The organism is Streptomyces sp. NPDC048182 (assembly GCF_043202555.1).
GTDB lineage: Bacteria > Actinomycetota > Actinomycetes > Streptomycetales > Streptomycetaceae > Streptomyces.
Window position 1 is genome coordinate 168,856 of sequence record NZ_JBIDAQ010000014.1, and the last position, 19,197, is coordinate 188,052.

Below are 19,197 nucleotides of genomic sequence, written 5' to 3' on the forward strand. Positions count from 1 at the left end.
GGTGAAGGCGCGGCGAAGGTGCGGCGCAGGGGCGGCGACGGGCGAAGGAGGGAGCCGGAGCGATGGGCGACCACAAGGACCAACCCCTGCGGGTGGGCGCGGCGGTGCGGCGGCGCCGGCGCGGCCTGGAGCTGACCCTCGCCGTCGTGGCCGAGCGCAGCGGCCTGTCCGTGCCCTTCCTGAGCCAGATCGAGAACGACCGGGCGCGGCCCAGCCAGAGCTCCCTGGAGAAGGTGGCCGACGCGCTGCGCACCACCGCGGTGGAGCTGCTCGCCGCCGCCGACCCCGCGTGCAGCGTGGACGTGGTACGGGCCGAGGAGTCCGGGCCCGACCTCGCACCGCAGGTGCGCTCCCTGGTGCGCGGGCACCACCAGATGCACGCCTCGGAGTTCACCGGCGACCATGACGCGGGCCGCGAACTCCAGTACCGCAACGACCAGTTGATGTACGTCGCCGAGGGTGCGGTGGAGATCGAGGCCGAGGGTCGCGCCTACCGCCTCGGCCGCGGCGACACCCTCTACCTCACCGGGGGCGTCCGGCACCGCTGGCGGGCCACCGTGCCCGACACCCGGCTGCTGGTCGTCGCGGTCGCCGAGCACATCGAGGCGGTCAGGAACCGGCCCCGCCGGTGAGGGTCGTCTCCCTGGTCCCCTCGCTCACCGAGGCCGTCGCCGCCACGGTCCCCGGCGCGCTGACGGGAGCCACCGACTGGTGCACGCACCCGGCCGGCCTGGACGTGGCCCGGATCGGCGGCACCAAGAACCCGAAGACCGACCGGATCATCGCCCTGCGCCCCGATCTCGTCCTCGCCAACGAGGAGGAGAACCGCGCCCCCGACCTGGACGCGCTGCGCGCGGCGGGCGTCGAGGTGCTGGTCACCGAGGTGCGCACGGTGCCACAGGGCCTCGCCGAGCTGGCCCGGGTGCTCACCGCCTGCGGCGCGCGCTCCCGGCCCCGTTGGCTGGACGCGGCCGAGGAGGCGTGGGCGGCGCCGCCCCGGCCGGAGGCCCGCCGCACCGCCGTCGTGCCGATCTGGCGCCGGCCGTGGATGGTGCTCGGCCGGGACACCTTCGCCGGCGACCTCCTCGCCCGCCTCGGCGTCGACCACCTGTACGCCGGGCACGCCGAGCGCTACCCGAAGGTGCCGGTCGAGGAGCTGCGCGCCGCGGAGCCCGGCCTCGTCGTCCTGCCTGACGAGCCCTACCGCTTCACCGCCGACGACGGCCCGGAGGCTTTCCCCGGGCTGCCGTGCGCCCTGGTGGACGGCCGCAGCCTCACCTGGTACGGGCCGTCACTGGCCGACGCTCCACGGGTGCTCGGCCGGGCCCTCGCAGCAGCGCGCCGCTGACGACTCCGCGGGCGGTGTGCACGGCGGCGACCGCCCAGGCGACGGCCAGGGCGGCGTACAGGGCCGGTGCGAATACGTTGTAGGCGGCCAGGCCGGTGTGCCGGGCCAGGGCCGCGGCGCCGGTGACGCAGGTGCCGACCGGGAAGGTGAACGCCCACCAGGTCATCGAGAAGCCCATGCCCGCGCGCCGGGCCCGCACCACGTGCGCGGTGGCCAGACACAGCCACAGCAGCGCGAACCCCATGACCGGCATCCCGTACAGCACGGCGAAGCCGCGCAGGGCCGTGGCGCCGGGGGCGGTGCCCCGGGCCGCGTCGGCGATCGCGGCCGTGGCGGTGGTGGACTGGCCGAGCGGGCCGAGCACCAGGAAGAGCGTCGGCGTGAGGGCGAGCGGCAGGGGATCGCCGGTGAGCAGCCGTCCGACGATCAGCCGCAGCACGGCGAGGACGGCGAGCAGGCTCGCGCCGAACAGGGCGAGGCAGCCGAGCAGCAGGGTGCGGGCGGGCAGGCCCGGCGGCAGGTGCGGGACGAGCAGCGGGCCGACGGCGGCGGACACCATCGGCGCGACCAGCGGCAGCAGCCAGACGGGAGTGGCGGTGGCCGGGTCGACGCGGTGCCGCACGGCCATCAGGTACGGCACCGCGACGGCCGCCGCGAGCGCGGTGACCGTGCCGGCGGTGAACAGCGCGGCGCCGAGGGCGACCGAGACCGTGGTCCCCGTCCAGTCCTTCCCGACGGTCAGTGTGGCGCCGGCGGTCGCCGTGAGGGCCATCGAGAGGCAGCCGTAGAAGGGGGCCGCGGCGGGGTCGGCGAGGTGGGCTCGGGCCCGGTCGCGGTGGTGGCGCCAGTGCAGGGAGCGGGCGGTGAGCAGCGCCGTCAGCAGGAGGAGGGAGAGTGCCCAGAAGGCCGTGCAGAGGGTGCGCAGGCCGGGCGGGTGCCAGGGGAGGGCGGCTCCGGCGGTGGCCATGGCGGCGGTGCCCATGACGCAGGCATACCAGTTGGGTCCGAGGTGGCGCACCGCCGGGAACCTGGGGGAGAGGGTGGGGGTGGGGGTGGGTTGGGCGACGGTGACCATGGATCCACCCTTGCCGGGGCGGGCGGCGGCGACCAGGGAGTACGTGTCTATGAGGGCATAAGCTGGGGTTATGGGTGAGGAGCAGCGGGCGGGAACACTGACGCACCGGGTGCCGGACCTCGGGGCGCTGGAGCTGCTCCTCGCGGTGGCCCGGCTGGGCAGTCTCGGCGGGGCGGCGCGCGAGCTGGGCATCACGCAGCCGGCCGCCAGCAGCCGGATCCGGTCCATGGAGCGTCAGCTGGGCGTCGCCCTGGTGGACCGCTCGCCGCGCGGCTCCCGGCTCACCGACGCCGGTGCGCTGGTCACCGACTGGGCGCGGCGGATCGTCGAGGCGGCGGAGTCCTTCGACGCGGGGGCGCAGGCGCTGCGGGACCGGCGGGACTCGCGGCTGCGGGTGGCGGCGAGCATGACCATCGCGGAGTACCTGCTGCCGGGCTGGCTGGTCGCGCTGCGCACGCAGTTGCCCGACACGGCGGTGTCGCTGCTGGCCGGGAACTCGGCGGCGGTGGCGCGGCGGCTGCTGGACGGCGAGGCGGACCTGGGGTTCGTGGAGGGGGTGAGTGTGCCGGCCGGGCTCGACTCGACGGTCATCGCCCATGACCGGCTGGTGGTGGTGACGGCGCCGGGCCATCCCTGGGCGCGGCGCCGGCGCCCTCTGGCGGCGGCGGAACTGGCGTCGACCCCGCTGATCCTGCGCGAGCAGGGGTCGGGGACGCGGCAGGTGCTCGACGCGGCGCTCGGGGGGTTGGCCCGGCCGCTCATCGAGGTCTCCTCCACGACGGCGGTCAAGGCGGCGGCGGTGGGTGGGGCGGGGCCTGCCGTACTGAGCGAACTGGCCGTCGGCGAGGAGCTGACCACGCGCCGCCTGGTGGCTGTCCCCGTGGCGGACGCGGGTCTCTCGCGAGACCTGCGCGCGGTGTGGCCCACGGGGCATCGTCCGACGGGCCCGGCCCGGCGGCTGCTGTCGCTGACGCGGGGGTGAGGGTTGCGGTCCTGCGGCGGGCTGCGGCTGCGTCGTGGCCGTTCGCGCAGTTCCCCGCGCCCCTGAGCGCCCAGGAGGCAGCGGGGTGCGGTCTCATTGCGGCTGCGGGCGATCGGCGGTTGCTCGCGCAGTTCCCCGCGCCCCTGGGGCGCCTACGGGGTAGGGGGTTGCTGCTCCATGGCGGCTGCGGGCGGTAGGGGGTTGTTCGCGCAGTTCCCCGCGCCCCTGGAGGGACGATGCCCCGAACGCCCCTCCAGGGGCGCGGGGAACTGCGCGACGAGCCACGACGCGCCCGCAGCCTCGTCCCCGGCCGCAACCCATGGCTTTTAGGGGCGCGGGGAACTGCGCGATCAACCACGACGTGCCCGCAGCTCCGTCGCCGGCCGCAACCCATGGCTTTAGGGGCGCGGGGAACTGCGCGAACAGCCACGACGTGCCCGCGGCCTGCATACGACCGCACCACCCCCGGGGCCCTCAGACGCCCGCCGCCGCCTCCACCAGGGCCCGCATCACCCGCACGTCCTCGCCCATCTCGGGGTGCCACTGCACACCCAGCACCCACCCGGAGGCCCGCGGCAGCTCAACCGCCTCCACCGTGCCGTCGGCCGCGTGGGCGGAGGGGATCAGGCCGGTGCCCAGGCGGGCGACCGCCTGGTGGTGGTAGGTCGGGACGAAGCAGACCTCCGGCACGATGTCCGCGTACCGCGTGCCCGGCACCGGACGGACGGGGTGCCCCCCGAAGACGCCCACCACCTCCGCGTGCCCCTCGATGTGCTGCACCAGCGTCCCGCCCAGCGCCACGTTCAGCAGCTGCATCCCCCGGCAGACCCCGAGCAGCGGCACCCCCCGGGCCAGCGCCGCCTCGATCAGCGCCAGCTCCCACGTGTCGCGGGCGCGGGCCGGCGGCCCGGTGCGCGGGTCCGGTTCGGCGCCGTAACGGGCCGGCTCCACGTCCGGGCCGCCCGCGATCACCACCGCGTCCACCCGGGCCACGGTCGCCGCGGCGTGCTCCGGCGCGTCCGGCGGCAGCATCACGGCCAGACCCCCCGCCCGCTGCACCAGCCTCGGGTACCCGGCCGGCAGCAGCGCCGCCTCCAGCTCCCACACGCCCCAGCGCGCCCCGTGCTCCAGATACGTACTGACCCCGATCAGCGGCCTGCCCGCCGCGCCCGTCGTCATCCGGCCCGTCCTGCCTTCCGCAATGGATCGTCCACGTACCTTTATGTCAGGAACCCGCGCAGCAGCGCCGCCGTCCCGGCGCAGTGCTCCCGCATGGTCTCCCGCGCCCCGTCCGCGTCCCCGTCGAGCACGGAAGTCACCAGCGCCGCGTGCTGCGCCTGCGAGTGCTCCAGGTTCCGTACCAGGAGCGGGATACAGTCCAGCAGCCCGTTCACCGTCGCCCGCACCGCCGCGTACCGCTCCGCCAGGCTCGGCGACCCGCACAGCTCGGCCAGCGTGAGGTGCAGCAGCGTGTCCCGGCGCCGGTACTCCGCCAGCGGCGCCTCCCGCGTGCCGGCCAGCGCCGCCCGCAGCCGCTCCGCCGCCCCGTCCGCCAGACCGTGCGCGGCGCACAGCCCCGCCGCCCCCACCTCCAGGACCTCCCGGAAGCGCAGTACGTCCTCCAGGTCCACCCCGGCCATCCGGCGCCGCAGCTCGCCCGCGCCCGCCGGTTCCGCGCCGGGCAGCACGAAGGTGCCCCCGTACCGTCCCCGGCGCGCCTCCACCAGCCCCTGGTCGTGCAGCACCCGCAGCACCTCGCGCAGCGTGACCCGGCTGATCCCGAGCCGTTCCGCCAGCTCCCGCTCGGCCGGCAGCCGTCCGCCCGCCGGCACCAGGCCGAGCCGCAGCACCTGGAGGACCTGCTCCAGGGCCTCCTCGAACCCGTTGCCCGCCCGTCGCACCGGCCGCAGCACCCCGGCCAGCGCCTCCGTCCCCGCCCCGGCGTCCGGCGGGCGGCCGGTTTCCTCCGTCACAGGGCCGCGCCCCCTTCCCAAGCAATGGTTCCCGGTCATACCTTATGGCTTCCAGCCGTCGAAGGACGATCGAGGAGCCCCCGTGGCACACCGCACGCCCCCGCTCGCGGTCGAGGAACTGCACGCCCTGGTCGCGAGCGGCGAGATCGACACCGTCGTGCTGGCCTTCCCGGACATGCAGGGCCGCCTCCAGGGCAAGCGCTTCGCGGCCCGCTTCTTCCTGGACGAGGTCCTCGAGCACGGCACCGAGGGCTGCAACTACCTGCTCGCCGTGGACGCCGAGATGAACACCGTCGACGGCTACGCGATGTCCTCCTGGGACCGCGGCTACGGCGACTTCGCCATGCGCCCCGACCCCGCCACCCTGCGCCGGATCCCCTGGCACCCCGGCACCGCCCTGCTTGTCGCCGACCTCGCCTGGGACGACGGCACCCCGGTCACCCCCGCCCCGCGCCAGATCCTGCGCCGCCAGCTGGACCGCCTGGCCGAGCACGGCTGGACCGCGCAGGCCGGGACCGAGCTGGAGTTCATCCTCTTCAAGGACACCTACGAGCAGGCCTGGGACGCCGCCTACCGGGGGCTGACCCCGGCCAACCAGTACAACACCGACTACTCGGTCCTCGGCACCGGCCGCGTCGAACCCCTGCTGCGCCGCATCCGCAACGAGATGGCCGGCGCCGGTCTCACCGTCGAGTCCGCCAAGGGCGAGTGCAATCCGGGTCAGCAGGAGATCGTCTTCCGCTACGACGAGGCCCTCACCACCTGTGACCAGCACGCGATCTACAAGACCGGTGCCAAGGAGATCGCCGCCCAGGAGGGCATGTCGCTGACCTTCATGGCCAAGTACGACGAGCGCGAGGGCAACTCCTGCCACATCCACCTCTCCCTCGCCGACGCCGACGGCGGCAACGCGATGGCCGGACCCGACGGCGCGGCCGACGGCATGTCCGAGGTGATGCGGTACTTCCTGGCCGGCCAGCTCGCCGCCCTGCGCGACTTCTCCCTGCTCTACGCCCCGCACATCAACTCCTACAAGCGCTTCCAGCCGGGCTCCTTCGCGCCGACCGCCGTCGCCTGGGGCCACGACAACCGCACCTGTGCCCTGCGAGTGGTCGGTCACGGCCGTTCGCTGCGCTTCGAGAACCGCCTGCCCGGTGGGGACGTCAACCCCTATCTCGCCGTCGCCGGGCTCGTCGCGGCCGGCCTGTACGGCGTCGAGCACCGGCTCGACCTGCCCGAGCCCTGCACCGGCAACGCCTACACCGCCGACTACGCGCACGTCCCCACCACCCTGCGCGAGGCCGCCGAGCTGTGGGAGCGCAGCGAGATCGCCCGTGCCGCCTTCGGCGACGAGGTGGTCGCCCACTACCGCAACATGGCCCGCGTCGAACTGGACGCCTTCGACGCCGCGGTCACCGATTGGGAGCTGCGCCGCTCCTTCGAACGCATGTAACGCAGCCGAAGACCGACCGGTGATGAAAGGCCGTCACGTGTCCGACCCGCACCAGCTGACCGTCCGCAACCCCGCCACCGAAGAGGTCGTCGCCACCGTCCCCGCCGCGTCCGAGGAGGACGTGGCCGCCGCCGTGGTACGTGCCGTCCGCGCCCAGCACCGGTGGGCCGCCACCGCCCCCGCCGACCGGGCCCGGCTGCTGCGCCGCTTCGCCGACCAGGTCGACGCGCACGCCGAGGAGCTGGCCCGCCTGGAGGTCCGCGAGGCCGGCCACATCCTCGGCAACGCCCGCTGGGAGGCGGGCAACGCCCGCGACCTGCTGCTGTACGCGGCCGGCGGCGCCGAGCGCCTCCTGGGCACGCAGATCCCGGCCCCCGGCGGCTGGAACGTCACCTTCCAGGAACCGCTCGGCGTCGTCGGCGTCATCGCCCCCTGGAACTTCCCGATGCCCATCGCCGCCTGGGGCGCCTTCCCGGCGCTCGCGGCCGGCAACGCGGTCGTCCTCAAGCCCGCCGAGACCACCCCCCTCACCGCCCTGCGCCTCGCCGAACTCGCCCTGGCGGCCGGCCTGCCCGAGCACCTCTTCCAGGTGCTGCCCGGTCATGGGCACACCGCGGGACGCGCCCTGGTGGACCACCCGGACGTCGCCAAGATCGTGTTCACCGGCTCCACCCGCACCGGCCGCGAGGTCATGGAGCGCTGCGCCCGCCAGGCCAAGCCGGTCACCCTGGAGCTGGGCGGCAAGAGCCCCAACGTCGTCTTCGCCGACGCCGACCTCACCGCCGCCCTCGACCCGTTCTCCTTCCTCGACAATGCCGGCCAGGACTGCTGCGCCCGCACCCGGATCCTGGTCCAGGAGCCGGTGTTCGAGGAGGCCCGCGAACTGCTCGCCGCGTCCCTCGCCGCCGTCGTGGTCGGCGACCCGGCCGACGAGAAGACCCAGATGGGCCCGCTGATCTCCGCCGCCCAGCGCGACCGCGTCCGCTCCTACGTCCCCGACGACGCCCCCGCCCTGCGCGGCACCGCCCCCGACGGGCCCGGCTTCTGGTTCCCGCCCACCGTCCTCACCGGGGAGCAGGCGGACGCCCCGGCCGCCCGCGAGGAGGTCTTCGGACCGGTCGCCGTGCTGCTGCCCTTCACCGACGAACAGGACGCCGTCCGCCTCGCCAACGACACCCCCTACGGCCTCTCCGGCTCCCTGTGGACCCGGGACGTCGGCCGCGCCCTGCGCGTCGCCGGAGCCGTCAAGGCCGGCAACCTGTCCGTCAACTCCCACTCCAGCGTCCGCTACTTCACCCCCTTCGGCGGCTTCAAGCAGTCCGGCCTCGGCCGCGAACTCGGCCCGGACGCCCTGACCGCCTTCACCGAGACCAAGAACGTCTTCATCAGCACGGAGGGCCCCGCACAGTGACCGACTCCCACGTCTGCCGCCGCCTGGTCGGCCGTACCGCCGTCGTCACCGGTGCCAGCAGCGGCATCGGCCTCGCCTCCGCCCGCCGCCTCGCCGCCGAGGGCGCCCACGTCGTCTGCGCCGACATCGACCACGCCGCCGGCGAGGCCGCCGCCGAAGAGGTCGGCGGACTCTTCGTCAAGGCCGACGTCACCGACGCCGAACAGGTCGAGGCGCTGTTCCGGGCGGCGCACGACGCCTACGGCAGCGTCGACGTCGCCTTCAACAACGCCGGCATCTCACCGCCCGACGACGACTCGATCCTGGAGACCGGCCTGGAGGCGTGGCGGCGGGTGCAGGAGGTCAACCTCACCTCCGTCTACCTGTGCTGCAAGGCCGTCCTGCCGTACATGCGGCGCCAGGGCCGGGGGTCGGTCATCAACACCGCGTCCTTCGTGGCCCGGATGGGCGCGGCCACCTCCCAGATCTCGTACACCGCGTCCAAGGGCGGCGTGCTCGCCATGTCCCGGGAACTGGGCGTGCAGTTCGCCCGCGAGGGCATCCGCGTCAACGCGCTGTGCCCGGGTCCGGTGGACACCCCGATGCTGCGCGAGCTGTTCGCGAAGGACCCGGAGCGGGCCGCCCGCCGGCTGGTGCACGTCCCGGTCGGCCGGTTCGCCCGGGCCGAGGAGATCGCCGCCGCCGTCGCCTTCCTGGCCAGTGACGACTCCTCCTTCGTCAACGCCACCGACTTCCTGGTCGACGGCGGAATCTCCGGGGCGTACGTCACACCGCTGTAACCCGCCGCGCACGGCGGCCTACAGTGCCGTAATGAGCATGACGCCCCCGCCCGGCTGGTACCGCGACCCCACCGCCCCGCACCAGGAGCGCTGGTGGGACGGCACGGCCTGGACCGAGCACCGGCGCGTCCCCGAGGCGCCGACGCAGCCCCTGGCCGGCGGGCGGGGCGGCGGGCGCGGGAGGGCCGTCGCCCTGGTGACGGCGGCGGCCGTGCTGGTCGCCGCGATCGTCACCGGCGTGTTCTTCCTCCGCGAGGACGACGGCGGCGACCCGGGGGCGCGCACCCTGCCGACCACGGCGCCCTCCCCGCCCGCCGACCCGGCGCCGCCGACCACGGTTCCCGGCTCGTCCCCGGCCGCCCGGGAGGATCCCGACGCGGTCCGGGACGAACTCAACGGCATCAGCTTCCGGCTCCCGAAGGGCTGGGAACGGCCGCGCTACGTCGCCGAGCACGACGTCATGATGACGACCGCCGGGTCCTACGACTGCCCCGCCGACGGCAGCGTGTGCCACCACGGCCTGGTCATCTCCCGCACCGTCACCGCCAACGCCGAGTCCGCGCCCCGGGCGCTGGCCGAACAGGACATCCAGGACGCCGCCGACGACGCCTACGACCGCGACCTGGTCGGCAACAAGCCCTTCGGCGGCGTCACCTCGCACCGGGTCGTGGGAGCCGGCCCGGTCGCGGTGGCCGGCCGCGCGGGGTACTTCGTGCGCTGGCAGGTCAGCACGGCCAAGGGCCCCGGCGGATACGTGCAGTCGATGGCCTTCCCCGCCAGCGTCGGCACCGAGTCCCCGGTCCTGGTCCGCTACGTCTTCGACGCCGGCGAGGACGGGCCGCCGCTCGCCGACATGGACCGCATCACCAAGTCCATCAGGGCCGCCGGCGCCACGGGCGGGGGAGTGGGCAGCAGCGTCGGCCCCTGACCGGGGCGTTCAGAGGAACGTGCGGCCCTCGCCCCGGTACGTCGGCACCGTCGCCGTCACCGCGTCCCCCTCCACCAGGTGCAGCGTGTCGAACCGCTCGCACAGCTCACCGGCCTTGGCGTGCCGGAACCACACCTTGTCGCCGATCAGCAGGTCGTCGGCCGGCGGGCCGAGCAGCGGCGTCTGCACCTCGCCGGCGCCCTCCTGGGGGTCGTAGCGCAGCCCCTCGGGCAGGTACGGCACCGGCAGCCGGTCGGGTCCGGCCGCGCCGGAGGCCGGGTAGCCGCCGCCGAGGACGGTCACCACGCCGACGCCGGGGCGGCGCACCACGGGCTGGGCGAACAGCGCGGCCGGACGGCCGGTGAACGACGTGTAGTTGTCGAAGAGCCGCGGCACGTACAGGCCGGAGCCGGCGGCGATCTCCGTCACCGCGTCCTCCGCTGCGGTGTGCTGCACGCTGCCCGTGCCGCCGCCGTTGACGAACTCCAGGTCCGGCACCACCGCGCGCACCGCACGCACCACCGCTGCCCGCCGCTCGGCCAGTTCACGGCGCGCGGCGGCCTGCATCAGCCGCACCGCCCGCGACCGCAGCGGGTGCCCCGCCACCGCGTCCCCGACGCCGGCCACGTGCCCCTCGTACGCCATGACGCCGACGACCCGGAACCCCGGCCGGCGGGCCACCGCCCGGGCCAGCTCGGCGACCTGGGCGGGGGAGTGCAGCGGGGAGCGGCGGGCGCCGACCCGCACCCGGCCGCCGAGCAGCCGCAGCGAGGTGTCCAACTCCAGGCAGACCCGCACCACTTCGCCGCCTCCGTCGCGGGCCGCGTCGATCAGGTCCAGCTGGGCCGGGTCGTCGACCATCACGGTCACCGCCGCCGCCAGCTTCGGGTCGGCGGCCAGTTCGGCGAAGCCGGCGCGGTCCGCCGAGGGGTAGGCCAGCAGCACGTCCTCGAACCCGGAGCGGACCAGCCACAGGGACTCGGCCAGCGTGTACGACATCAGCCCCGCGAACCCGTTGCGCGCGAGGACCCGTTCGAGCAGCGCACGGCACCGCACGGACTTGCCGGCCACCCGCACCGGCTTGCCGCCGGCCCGGCGGACCAGGTCGTCGGCGTTGGCGTCGAAGGCCGCCAGGTCCACGATCGCCACGGGGGCGTCGAGATGGGCGGTGGCCCGGTCGTAACGGGCCCGGTCGGCGGCGCGCGCAGTCATGGACGCAGCCTGCCAGATGGGATTACCGCAGGGTAGGGGGACGTTCCGGGCCAATGCCGCCGCCCCGCCCGCCGGTTCCCCGCCCGGTGGGGGCAGGTCGTAGAGTGACGCGCACGCTCGGCGGACGGACCACCGGGCGGCGGCCCGTGCGGAGCTGAGGAACGGGGGGTGCATGAACACGGAAGCGCACCGCGCCTCCTACCCCCCACGCCCCACGGCCCCACCACCCCCCGAGGCTCCGCCCCGCCCGTCGTCCCCGCCCGCCACGGGCAGCGTCATCCCGCCGCGCCCCCCGGCTCCCCCTGCCGCCGTGGTTCCGCCCGCCGTTGCGCCGCCGCGTCCGTCGGGGCCCCCGGCTCCGTCCGCCGCCGTGCCGCCGCCCGCCGCTGCGCCGCCGCGCCCGCCGCGCCCGTCGGGTCCGTCGGCGTCCGTCGGCGCGGTCGGCGGCCCCGGTCGCATGCGGGCCGGTGAAGGGGCGCTCGACGCCGGGGAGTCGGTGGCGGACGGGACCCGCGAGGGAGCGCTCAGCCACCCCCGGCTCAGCCACCCCCGGCCGCGGCCCACCGGCCCCGGCCCCCGGGACACCGGCGACGCGCCCCCGCCGCCGCGGGCCTCCGCCCGCTTCCCCGACGGTCCGCCGACCGTGGGCCGGCAGGCCCCGGAAGAGCCGACCGCCCGGCTGCGTCCCGTCCCGGCGGAACCCGACCCGATCCTGGCGGAACCGGACCCGACCGGGACGCGGTCACCCGGCGGGCGTGCCCGGACCCGCGTGGTCGCCGCCATCGTGTGCCTCGTACTCGGGGCCGGCCTCATCGCCGGATCGGTCGCCGGCAGCCGGCTCGCCGGCGACGGCGCGGCGGACGGCGCCCGCGACGCGTACGCCACCGCCGGGGAGCTGTGGCACAGCCGGCCCGTCGACGAACTGTTCCCGCCCACCGTGCGGGGGACCGGCGCGGGACCCGGCGGCGCCGACCGCACCTGGACCCGCGTCGCCGTCGCCCCGGACGGCGGCTGCGCCCGCGCCTTCGACCCGCTGCTCGCCAAGGTCCTCGCCCCGGTCGGCTGCCGCCGCCTGCTGCGCGCCACGTACACCGACGCCACCCGCAGCCACGTCACCACCGTCGGCCTGCTCTTCACCGAGGCCGACGCGGCCGGCATGGCCGCGCTGGCCGCCCGGTTCGAGAAGGAGGGCCTCGGTCGCCGCGCCGACCTGATGCCGCTGCCGTACGCCGCCCCGGACACCCCCGCCGCCGGCTTCGGCGCCGCCCAGCGCGCCGCCTGGACCGTCTCCGTGCTCACCGACGCGCCCGTGGTCGTCTACGCGGTGACCGGCTGGGCCGACGGCCGCGAGACGGACGAGCCCGTCTCCGCCGAGGCCGCGACGGAGGAAGGCGCCGACGACCCCTCCGCACCCGCCCAGGCAGGGCTCGGCCACGAGGCGCGGGGCCTCGCCGACCGCGTCGAACGCGCCCTGCGCCGCCACGCCGGACCGGCCACGGAGCCCCCGTCATGAAGCCCGCCGCGCCCCGCCGCACCGCCGCCCTGAGCGCCCTCCTCGCCGCCGCGCTCGCCCTCGTCCCGGCCCCCGCCGCGCACGCCGACGGCATACGCGCCAAGCAGTGGGGCCTTGACGCCCTGCACACCCGGGAGGCCTGGCGCACCACCAAGGGCCACGGCGTCACCGTCGCCGTCCTGGACACCGGCGTCGAGGCCGACCACCCCGACCTCGAGGGTAACGTCCTGCCCGGCAAGGACCTGGTCGGCTTCGGAGCCCGCGAGGGCGACCGCTCCTGGGCCCGGCACGGCACCGCCATGGCCGGCGTCATCGCCGGGCACGGCCACGGACCCGGCGACACCGAGGGCGTCCTCGGCATCGCCCCCGAGGCCCGGATCCTGCCCGTCCGGGTGATCCTCGAGGACGGCGACCCGGCCCGCGCCGAGGCCCGCAAGAAGCGCGGCGGCGCGCTCGCCGAGGGCATCCGCTGGGCCGCCGACCACGGCGCCGACGTCATCAACCTCTCCCTCGGCGACGACTCCGCCTCCGCGCACCCCGAGCCCACCGAGGACGAGGCCGTGCAGTACGCCCTCGCCAAGGGCGTGGTCGTGGTCGCCTCGGCAGGCAACGGCGGCGAGAAGGGCGACCACGTCTCCTACCCGGCCGCCTATCCCGGCGTGATCGCGGCGACCGCCGTCGACCGCTTCGGCACCCGCGCCTCCTTCTCCACCCGCCGCTGGTACGCCACGGTCAGCGCGCCCGGCGTGGACGTGATCATCGCCGACCCGGACCACCGCTACTACGAGGGCTGGGGCACCAGCGCCGCCTCCGCCTTCGTCTCCGGCGCCGTCGCCCTGATCGAGTCCGCCCACCCGGGCCTCCCCCCGGCGCAGATCAAGAAGCTCCTGGAGGACACGGCCCGCGACGCCCCGGCGGCCGGCCGCGACGACTCCCGCGGCTTCGGCTTCGTCGACCCCGCCGCCGCCCTGGCCGCGGCCGGCCGCCTCGAGCCGGAGGGCCTGCGCCCCGCGGCGTACGGCGACCGGTACTTCGGGCCGGGACCGTCCGCACCCGCCGACGAGTCCGGCGCCCCGTCCTGGGCGGCCCCGGCGGCCGGCGGCGCGGGGGGCGTCCTGGTCGTCGCCGCCGTCCTGCTGTGGCGTGGCCGCCGCCCCCGCCGGGACCCGTCGCGCTGACCGGGCCGACCGGTTCCGCGGCCCTCCCGATAGGGTCGGCGACCGTGGCGAACAAGAACATCCCCGACTCCGGCTACTCCGACGACGACGGCTCCGCCGACCCCCGGCTCGGCGCCGCGCTGGCCGCCTGGGACGCGGACCGCACCGCCTTGGCGCCGGTCCTGGAAGCGCTCAAGGACGCCCGGCTGCTCGTCCCTGTGGTGGCCGTCCTGGGTGAGGTCGAGGAGGACGAGAACGGACTGCGCCGCGAGAAGAGCAGCGACATGGCGGTCCCCACCCTCAAGGCCGGCGGTCGCGTCGCCCTGCCCGCCTTCACCTCCACCGCCGCGCTGGCCCGCTGGGACCCCGCCGCCCGCCCCGTCGCCGTACCGCTGCGCCAGGCGCTCGAGGCCGCCGCGCACGAGAAGGCCGACACCCTGGTGCTCGACCTCGCGGGGCCGGTGCCCTTCGAGCTGACCGGCCCCGCCCTGCTGGCGCTGGCCGAGGGCCGCACCAGCACCGACCCGCTGGCCGACCCGGCCGTCACGGCGGCCGTACGCGCGGCGGTGGCCGCCGAGCCCGCCGTGCTCCGCGCCCACCTCGGCCCGGGACAGGCCGACGGCACCCTCGCCCTCGTCCTCGCGCCGTCCGCGCCGCCCGCCGAGGCCGCCCGCGCGGTCGCCGAGCGGCTCGCGGCCGACGAGACACTGCGGGCCCGCCTGGTGCGCGGCCTCGACCTGGCACTGCTGCCGGCCGAGGCCACGCCGCCGGGCGAGCCCCTGTTCGTACGGGAGTGAGCCGCGTAGGCGGGTGAGCCGCGTACGCGAGGGAGCGGTCAGCCGTAGATCGCGCCGGTGTACTTCTCGCCCGGCCCCTGCCCCGGCTCGTCCGGGACGAGGGACGCCTCGCGGAAGGCCAGCTGGAGCGACTTCAGGCCGTCCCGCAGCGGGGCCGCGTGGAAGGAGCTGATCTCGGTGGCGCTCGCGTCCAGCAGCCCGGCCAGCGCGTGCACCAGCTTGCGCGCCTCGTCCAGGTCCTTGTGCTCCTCGCCCTCCTCGCTCAGTCCGAGCTTCACGGCGGCGGCGCTCATCAGGTTGACGGCGACCGTCACGATCACCTCGACCGCGGGGACCTCCGCGATGTCGCGGGTCATGGCGTCGAAGTCGGGGGTCTGGGGAGGGGTGTCACTCATGCCCCACACGATATGCGGTGCGGGCGAAGGCCCCGGTTCCGCCCCGATTAGCCCCGCACCACCGATCCTGGTAACCTCGTGTGACGACCGGCTGGACACCAGTGCCCAGCCCACAAGTGGAGGCTCCGATCTCCCACCCGACCGCCTTCCGGGCGGCGGGTCACCCGGTCAGGCGGCCGCCATCGTTCCGTACGGACGATGGAGTCGCCCGAAAGCGCGCCCCGCGGCATCGCGGCGGTGCTCCGGTAGTGCTTGGAGCCCGCATGTGATCGTCCCGGGGCATTTTTCATGGTCCGGCGCGGTTAGGTCTATATCGAACACAGACGTTACGCGGCTGTCCGCCAGACCGTCGCGTGGTGCTACCGAGGAGGATCCATCAGCGCCGAGCCCCGCATCAACGACCGGATTCGCGTTCCCGAGGTGCGACTTGTCGGTCCCAGCGGCGAGCAGGTCGGGATTGTCCCGCTTGCCAAGGCCCTGGAGCTTGCGCAGGAGTACGACCTCGACCTCGTCGAGGTCGCGGCGAACGCCCGTCCGCCCGTGTGCAAGCTCATGGACTACGGGAAGTTCAAGTACGAGTCGGCCATGAAGGCCCGTGAGGCGCGCAAGAACCAGGCGCACACGGTCATCAAGGAGATGAAGCTCCGGCCGAAGATCGACCCGCACGACTATGACACCAAGAAGGGTCACGTCGTCCGGTTCCTCAAGCAGGGCGACAAGGTCAAGATCACGATCATGTTCCGTGGTCGCGAGCAGTCCCGGCCGGAACTCGGCTACCGGCTGCTCCAGCGGCTCGCGGAGGACGTTCAGGACCTCGGCTTCATCGAGTCGAACCCGAAGCAGGACGGCCGAAACATGATCATGGTTCTCGGTCCGCACAAGAAGAAGACCGAGGCCATGGCCGAGGCCCGTCAGGCGCAGGAAGCCCGCAAGGCGGACGCGAAGGCCAACCCGGGCCGCTCGCAGAACGCCGCGGACGCGGACGGCGTCGACGACATCGACGACACCGACAGCGTGGAGACCGCCGAGGCCCAGGCCGAGGCGCCCGCCGAGGCGTGACCCCCGGGGACGCGAGTCCCCAGGACGTAAACCGAAAGAAGAGCGACGCTCCACCGTGCCCGGTTCTCGCGACCGGGCACCGGAGCGCCACCGACGAGGAGAGAACGGCGCCATGCCGAAGAACAAGTCGCACAGCGGTGCCAGCAAGCGCTTCAAGATCACGGGCTCCGGCAAGGTGCTCCGCGAGCGCGCCGGCAAGCGCCACCTGCTCGAGCACAAGTCGTCCCGCGTGACGCGCCGCCTCACCGGCAACGCCGAGATGGCCCCGGGCGACGCCGCGAAGATCAAGAAGCTTCTCGGCAAGTGACGCACCGGCGCTCACCACGAGCGCCGTACGTCAGTCAGGACCGGGACCCAATCGTTTCCGGGCCGCGTGCGGACCACCGCGGCCCCGCTACAAGGAGTTAACAAGTGGCACGCGTCAAGCGGGCAGTCAACGCCCACAAGAAGCGCCGGGCGATCCTCGAGCAGGCCTCCGGCTACCGCGGTCAGCGTTCGCGCCTGTACCGCAAGGCCAAGGAGCAGGTCACCCACTCGCTGGTCTACAACTACAACGACCGCAAGAAGCGCAAGGGCGACTTCCGTCAGCTGTGGATCCAGCGCATCAACGCCGCTGCCCGCGCCAACGGCATCACGTACAACCGCTTCATCCAGGGTCTGAAGGCCGCCAACATCGAGGTGGACCGCAAGATCCTCGCCGACCTGGCGGTCAACGACGCGGCGGCGTTCGCGGCGCTGGTCGAGGTCGCGCAGAAGGCGCTGCCGAGCGATGTGAACGCGCCCAAGGCGGCGTGACGCTTGTCGCTGCGCCGGCTTGTGCCGGTGATGTGAGTTGAGGGCCCGCGAGCTTTGAGGCTTGCGGGCCCTCACCGTTCGGGCGGGTGCGGTTGTTCGTCGGCTGCGGGTGCGTTGTGGTTGGTCGCGCAGTTCCCCGCGCCCATAGGAGCCTCACCCCAAGCTTCGTTCGAAGGTGACTGCATGTCTTTCGTCAGCCCTGAGCTGATCTCCCCTCGGTCGGCTCGGGTCGTTGCCGCTCGGCGGTTGGCCAAGCGGAACTTCCGGAGCAAGGAGCGGCTGTTTCTTGCCGAAGGGCCGCAGGCCGTGCGGGAGGCGGCCTCGCATCGGGGGACGCTGGTCGAGTTGTTCGCCACCGTCGAGGCCGCTGAGCGGTATGCCGACATCGTGGGGGAGGCGCGGGGGGCCGGGGCCCGGGTGCACCTCGCCGCCGAGGAGGTGATCGAGGACATCTCCACGACCGTCACCCCCCAGGGGCTGGTCGGGGTGTGCCGGTTCCTGGACACCTCCTTCGAGGACGTGCTCGCCGCGCGGCCCCGGCTCGTCGCCGTGCTCGCCAATGTGCGGGATCCCGGGAACGCCGGGACCGTGCTGCGGTGTGCGGACGCCGCCGGGGCCGAGGCCGTCGTGCTGACCGACGCCTCCGTGGACCTGTACAACCCGAAGGCGGTGCGGGCGTCGGTCGGGTCGCTGTTCCATCTGCCGGTCGCCGTGGGCGTGCCCGTCGAGCGGGCCGTGGGCGGGCTCAAGGAGGCCGGGGTGCGGGTGCTGGCCGCCGACGGGGCGGGGGAGCGGGATCTCGACGCCGAGCTGGACGAGGGCACCATGGGCGGGCCGACCGCCTGGGTGTTCGGCAACGAGGCGTGGGGGCTGCCCGAGGAGACCCGGGCGCTGGCCGACGCCGTGGTGCGGGTGCCGATCCACGGGAAGGCCGAGAGTCTGAACCTCGCGACCGCCGCCGCCGTATGTCTCTACGGGTCCGCCCGTGCACAGCGTGCCGCCGGAGGGTGCCGCAGCGTCACCACGAGCTAGTAGGGTGACCAGCTCGGGGGCCCCGGCACGGCGGAGAGGTGGGGTACGGGGATGAGGGTCGGCACCAGCAGCGTTCCGGGCGCACGGCAGGCGCCGCGCCCGCCCGCGGACCCGGTCGGCCTGGGCGTCGACCCCGACGACCTGCCCGACGGCCTCGTCGTCGCCGACGAGCACGGGCTGGTGCTCTGCTTCAACCGGGCCGCCGAGCGCATCACGGCCCGCTCCGCCGGCGAGGCCCTCGGCCGCCCCCTGGAGGCCGTCCTGCCGCTGGTGAACCTGGACGGCTGCCGCTGGTGGCAGCTGACCGACCCCTACGGCGGCCTCGCGATCCGGGTCCGCCAGCCCGAGCGCAACCTCCTCCTGCCCGGTGGCCGCGAGGTCCTCGTCGCCGCCCGCTACGTGCGCACCGAGCCCGCCGGCCCGCTGCACCGCCTCGTCGTCACCCTGCGCGACACCGAGGCCCGGCGGCGCACCGAGCGCAGCCACGCCGAGCTGATCGCCACCGTCGCCCACGAGCTGCGCTCGCCGCTCACCTCCGTCAAGGGCTTCACCGCCACGCTGCTGGCCAAGTGGGAGCGGTTCACCGACGACCAGAAGCGGCTGATGCTGGAGACCGTCGACGCCGACGCCGACCGCGTCACCCGGCTCATCGCCGAGCTGCTCGACATCTCCCGCATCGACTCCGGGCGCCTCGAGGTGCGCCGCCAGCCCGTCGACATCGGCGCCGCCGTCGGCCGGCACATCCAGGCGTACGTGGCGGCGGGCCAGGGCGCCGACCGCTTCCTGCTCCGCCTCGCCCAGCCGCTGCCCGCGCTGTGGGCCGACCCCGACAAGGTCGACCAGGTGCTGAGCAACCTGCTGGAAAACGCGGTGCGGCACGGCGAGGGAACCGTCACCATCGACATCACGCCCGCGGCGTCCCCCCGAGAGGGCGAGGACACCGGCACGTCGGTCACGGTGAGCGACGAGGGGGCGGGCATCCCGGAGGAGTCCATGGACCGCGTCTTCACCCGCTTCTGGCGTGGCAGCAAGCGCGGCGGCACCGGCCTCGGGCTGTACATCGTCAAGGGCATCGTGGAGGCCCACGGCGGCACGATCACGGTCGGCCGGGCCCCCGGCGGCGGCGCCCTGTTCCGATTTACCCTGCCCGTGGCGGCACCGGCGTACCTCAGCTGACACCGGCTGGGACGGCCGGGCACCCCACGGGCGCCATCGCCCTTCTCCACCCCCGTTAGACTCGGCCTTTGGCACCTTTGTGTCCTGCACACGGCCAGCGAGTCGGGTGACG

General features: G+C 74.9%; 20 protein-coding genes. 15 read left to right on the forward strand and 5 right to left on the reverse strand.

Annotated features, from left to right (window positions below; genetic code table 11):
• Window positions 1-62 precede the first annotated feature (62 nt).
• Both ACGFZL_RS25445 and ACGFZL_RS25450 read left to right on the forward strand, forming a co-directional pair.
• Window positions 63-632: an XRE family transcriptional regulator gene (locus ACGFZL_RS25445; protein ID WP_355172778.1), complete on the forward strand. Its 570-nt coding sequence runs from the start codon at window positions 63-65 to the stop codon at window positions 630-632.
• A complete protein-coding gene (locus tag ACGFZL_RS25450; protein WP_393695009.1) occupies window positions 629-1,348 on the forward strand; it encodes a helical backbone metal receptor in 720 nt (239 codons plus the stop codon). Before ACGFZL_RS25445 ends, ACGFZL_RS25450 begins: the two co-directional genes overlap by 4 nt.
• On the opposite strand, the gene ACGFZL_RS25455 is transcribed toward ACGFZL_RS25450, so the two are convergent.
• The gene (locus tag ACGFZL_RS25455) at window positions 1,275-2,423 is read right to left on the reverse strand and encodes a C4-dicarboxylate ABC transporter (RefSeq protein ID WP_393695011.1); all 1,149 of its coding nucleotides are present in this window, start codon (window positions 2,421-2,423) and stop codon (window positions 1,275-1,277) included. The two genes, ACGFZL_RS25450 and ACGFZL_RS25455, sit on opposite strands and share 74 nt — an antisense overlap.
• 70 nt (window positions 2,424-2,493) lie before the next feature.
• Between ACGFZL_RS25455 and ACGFZL_RS25460 the strand changes: the two genes are divergently transcribed.
• Window positions 2,494-3,405, forward strand: coding sequence for a LysR substrate-binding domain-containing protein (locus ACGFZL_RS25460; RefSeq protein ID WP_355172784.1), 912 nt, complete (start codon window positions 2,494-2,496; stop codon window positions 3,403-3,405).
• Between the two features lie 474 nt (window positions 3,406-3,879).
• Here ACGFZL_RS25460 and ACGFZL_RS25465 read toward each other — a convergent pair whose 3' ends face one another.
• Window positions 3,880-4,584, reverse strand: coding sequence for a gamma-glutamyl-gamma-aminobutyrate hydrolase family protein (locus tag ACGFZL_RS25465; protein WP_393695013.1), 705 nt, complete (start codon window positions 4,582-4,584; stop codon window positions 3,880-3,882).
• Window positions 4,585-4,625: 41 nt separating this feature from the next.
• Entirely contained in the window at window positions 4,626-5,378 is a 753-nt protein-coding gene (locus ACGFZL_RS25470) for a FadR/GntR family transcriptional regulator (RefSeq protein WP_393695015.1), read from the reverse strand.
• An 82-nt stretch (window positions 5,379-5,460) separates the two neighbouring features.
• Between ACGFZL_RS25470 and ACGFZL_RS25475 the strand changes: the two genes are divergently transcribed.
• Genes ACGFZL_RS25475 through ACGFZL_RS25490 form a run of 4 tightly spaced genes read left to right on the forward strand, consistent with a single transcriptional unit; the run spans window position 5,461 to window position 9,949 of the window.
• The gene (locus ACGFZL_RS25475; RefSeq protein ID WP_393695017.1) at window positions 5,461-6,831 is read left to right on the forward strand and encodes a glutamine synthetase family protein; all 1,371 of its coding nucleotides are present in this window, start codon (window positions 5,461-5,463) and stop codon (window positions 6,829-6,831) included.
• A gap of 37 nt (window positions 6,832-6,868) precedes the next feature.
• The gene (locus tag ACGFZL_RS25480) at window positions 6,869-8,242 is read left to right on the forward strand and encodes an aldehyde dehydrogenase family protein (RefSeq protein ID WP_393695019.1); all 1,374 of its coding nucleotides are present in this window, start codon (window positions 6,869-6,871) and stop codon (window positions 8,240-8,242) included.
• Window positions 8,239-9,021: a 3-oxoacyl-ACP reductase gene (locus ACGFZL_RS25485; protein ID WP_393695021.1), complete on the forward strand. Its 783-nt coding sequence runs from the start codon at window positions 8,239-8,241 to the stop codon at window positions 9,019-9,021. The genes ACGFZL_RS25480 and ACGFZL_RS25485 overlap by 4 nt, the downstream gene beginning before the upstream one ends.
• 37 nt (window positions 9,022-9,058) lie before the next feature.
• Entirely contained in the window at window positions 9,059-9,949 is an 891-nt protein-coding gene (locus ACGFZL_RS25490) for a DUF2510 domain-containing protein (RefSeq protein WP_393695076.1), read from the forward strand.
• Window positions 9,950-9,958: 9 nt separating this feature from the next.
• Here the strand turns inward: ACGFZL_RS25490 and ACGFZL_RS25495 are convergent, their stop codons facing one another.
• The gene (locus ACGFZL_RS25495; protein WP_393695023.1) at window positions 9,959-11,161 is read right to left on the reverse strand and encodes an amino acid deaminase/aldolase; all 1,203 of its coding nucleotides are present in this window, start codon (window positions 11,159-11,161) and stop codon (window positions 9,959-9,961) included.
• Between the two features lie 457 nt (window positions 11,162-11,618).
• Between ACGFZL_RS25495 and ACGFZL_RS25500 the strand changes: the two genes are divergently transcribed.
• From ACGFZL_RS25500 to ACGFZL_RS25510, 3 genes are read left to right on the forward strand one after another with little or no spacing between them, the layout of a single operon-like run.
• Complete coding sequence (locus ACGFZL_RS25500; RefSeq protein ID WP_393695025.1) at window positions 11,619-12,674, forward strand: hypothetical protein; 1,056 nt, start codon at window positions 11,619-11,621, stop codon at window positions 12,672-12,674.
• Window positions 12,671-13,852 carry a type VII secretion-associated serine protease mycosin gene (gene mycP, locus ACGFZL_RS25505; protein ID WP_393695027.1) on the forward strand — a complete coding sequence of 394 codons (1,182 nt, stop codon included), beginning with the start codon at window positions 12,671-12,673 and terminating at the stop codon, window positions 13,850-13,852. The genes ACGFZL_RS25500 and mycP overlap by 4 nt, the downstream gene beginning before the upstream one ends.
• A gap of 44 nt (window positions 13,853-13,896) precedes the next feature.
• The gene (locus tag ACGFZL_RS25510) at window positions 13,897-14,628 is read left to right on the forward strand and encodes an SseB family protein (RefSeq protein WP_393695029.1); all 732 of its coding nucleotides are present in this window, start codon (window positions 13,897-13,899) and stop codon (window positions 14,626-14,628) included.
• A gap of 38 nt (window positions 14,629-14,666) precedes the next feature.
• Here ACGFZL_RS25510 and ACGFZL_RS25515 read toward each other — a convergent pair whose 3' ends face one another.
• Entirely contained in the window at window positions 14,667-15,023 is a 357-nt protein-coding gene (locus ACGFZL_RS25515; protein WP_355172801.1) for a DUF1844 domain-containing protein, read from the reverse strand.
• Window positions 15,024-15,398: 375 nt separating this feature from the next.
• On the opposite strand from ACGFZL_RS25515, the gene infC reads away from it, so the two are divergent.
• From infC to ACGFZL_RS25540, 5 genes are all read left to right on the forward strand, one after another.
• A complete protein-coding gene (infC, locus tag ACGFZL_RS25520) occupies window positions 15,399-16,082 on the forward strand; it encodes a translation initiation factor IF-3 (protein WP_393695078.1) in 684 nt (227 codons plus the stop codon).
• Between the two features lie 112 nt (window positions 16,083-16,194).
• Window positions 16,195-16,389: a 50S ribosomal protein L35 gene (gene rpmI / locus ACGFZL_RS25525; protein WP_003977225.1), complete on the forward strand. Its 195-nt coding sequence runs from the start codon at window positions 16,195-16,197 to the stop codon at window positions 16,387-16,389.
• A gap of 104 nt (window positions 16,390-16,493) precedes the next feature.
• Complete coding sequence (gene rplT, locus ACGFZL_RS25530; protein WP_053128232.1) at window positions 16,494-16,877, forward strand: 50S ribosomal protein L20; 384 nt, start codon at window positions 16,494-16,496, stop codon at window positions 16,875-16,877.
• A 183-nt stretch (window positions 16,878-17,060) separates the two neighbouring features.
• Window positions 17,061-17,909, forward strand: a complete 849-nt coding sequence (locus tag ACGFZL_RS25535) for a TrmH family RNA methyltransferase (protein ID WP_393695031.1) — start codon at window positions 17,061-17,063, stop codon at window positions 17,907-17,909.
• Between the two features lie 51 nt (window positions 17,910-17,960).
• On the forward strand, window positions 17,961-19,085 hold the full coding sequence (locus ACGFZL_RS25540; protein ID WP_393695033.1) for an ATP-binding protein: 1,125 nt from the start codon (window positions 17,961-17,963) through the stop codon (window positions 19,083-19,085).
• Window positions 19,086-19,197: the final 112 nt, after the last annotated feature.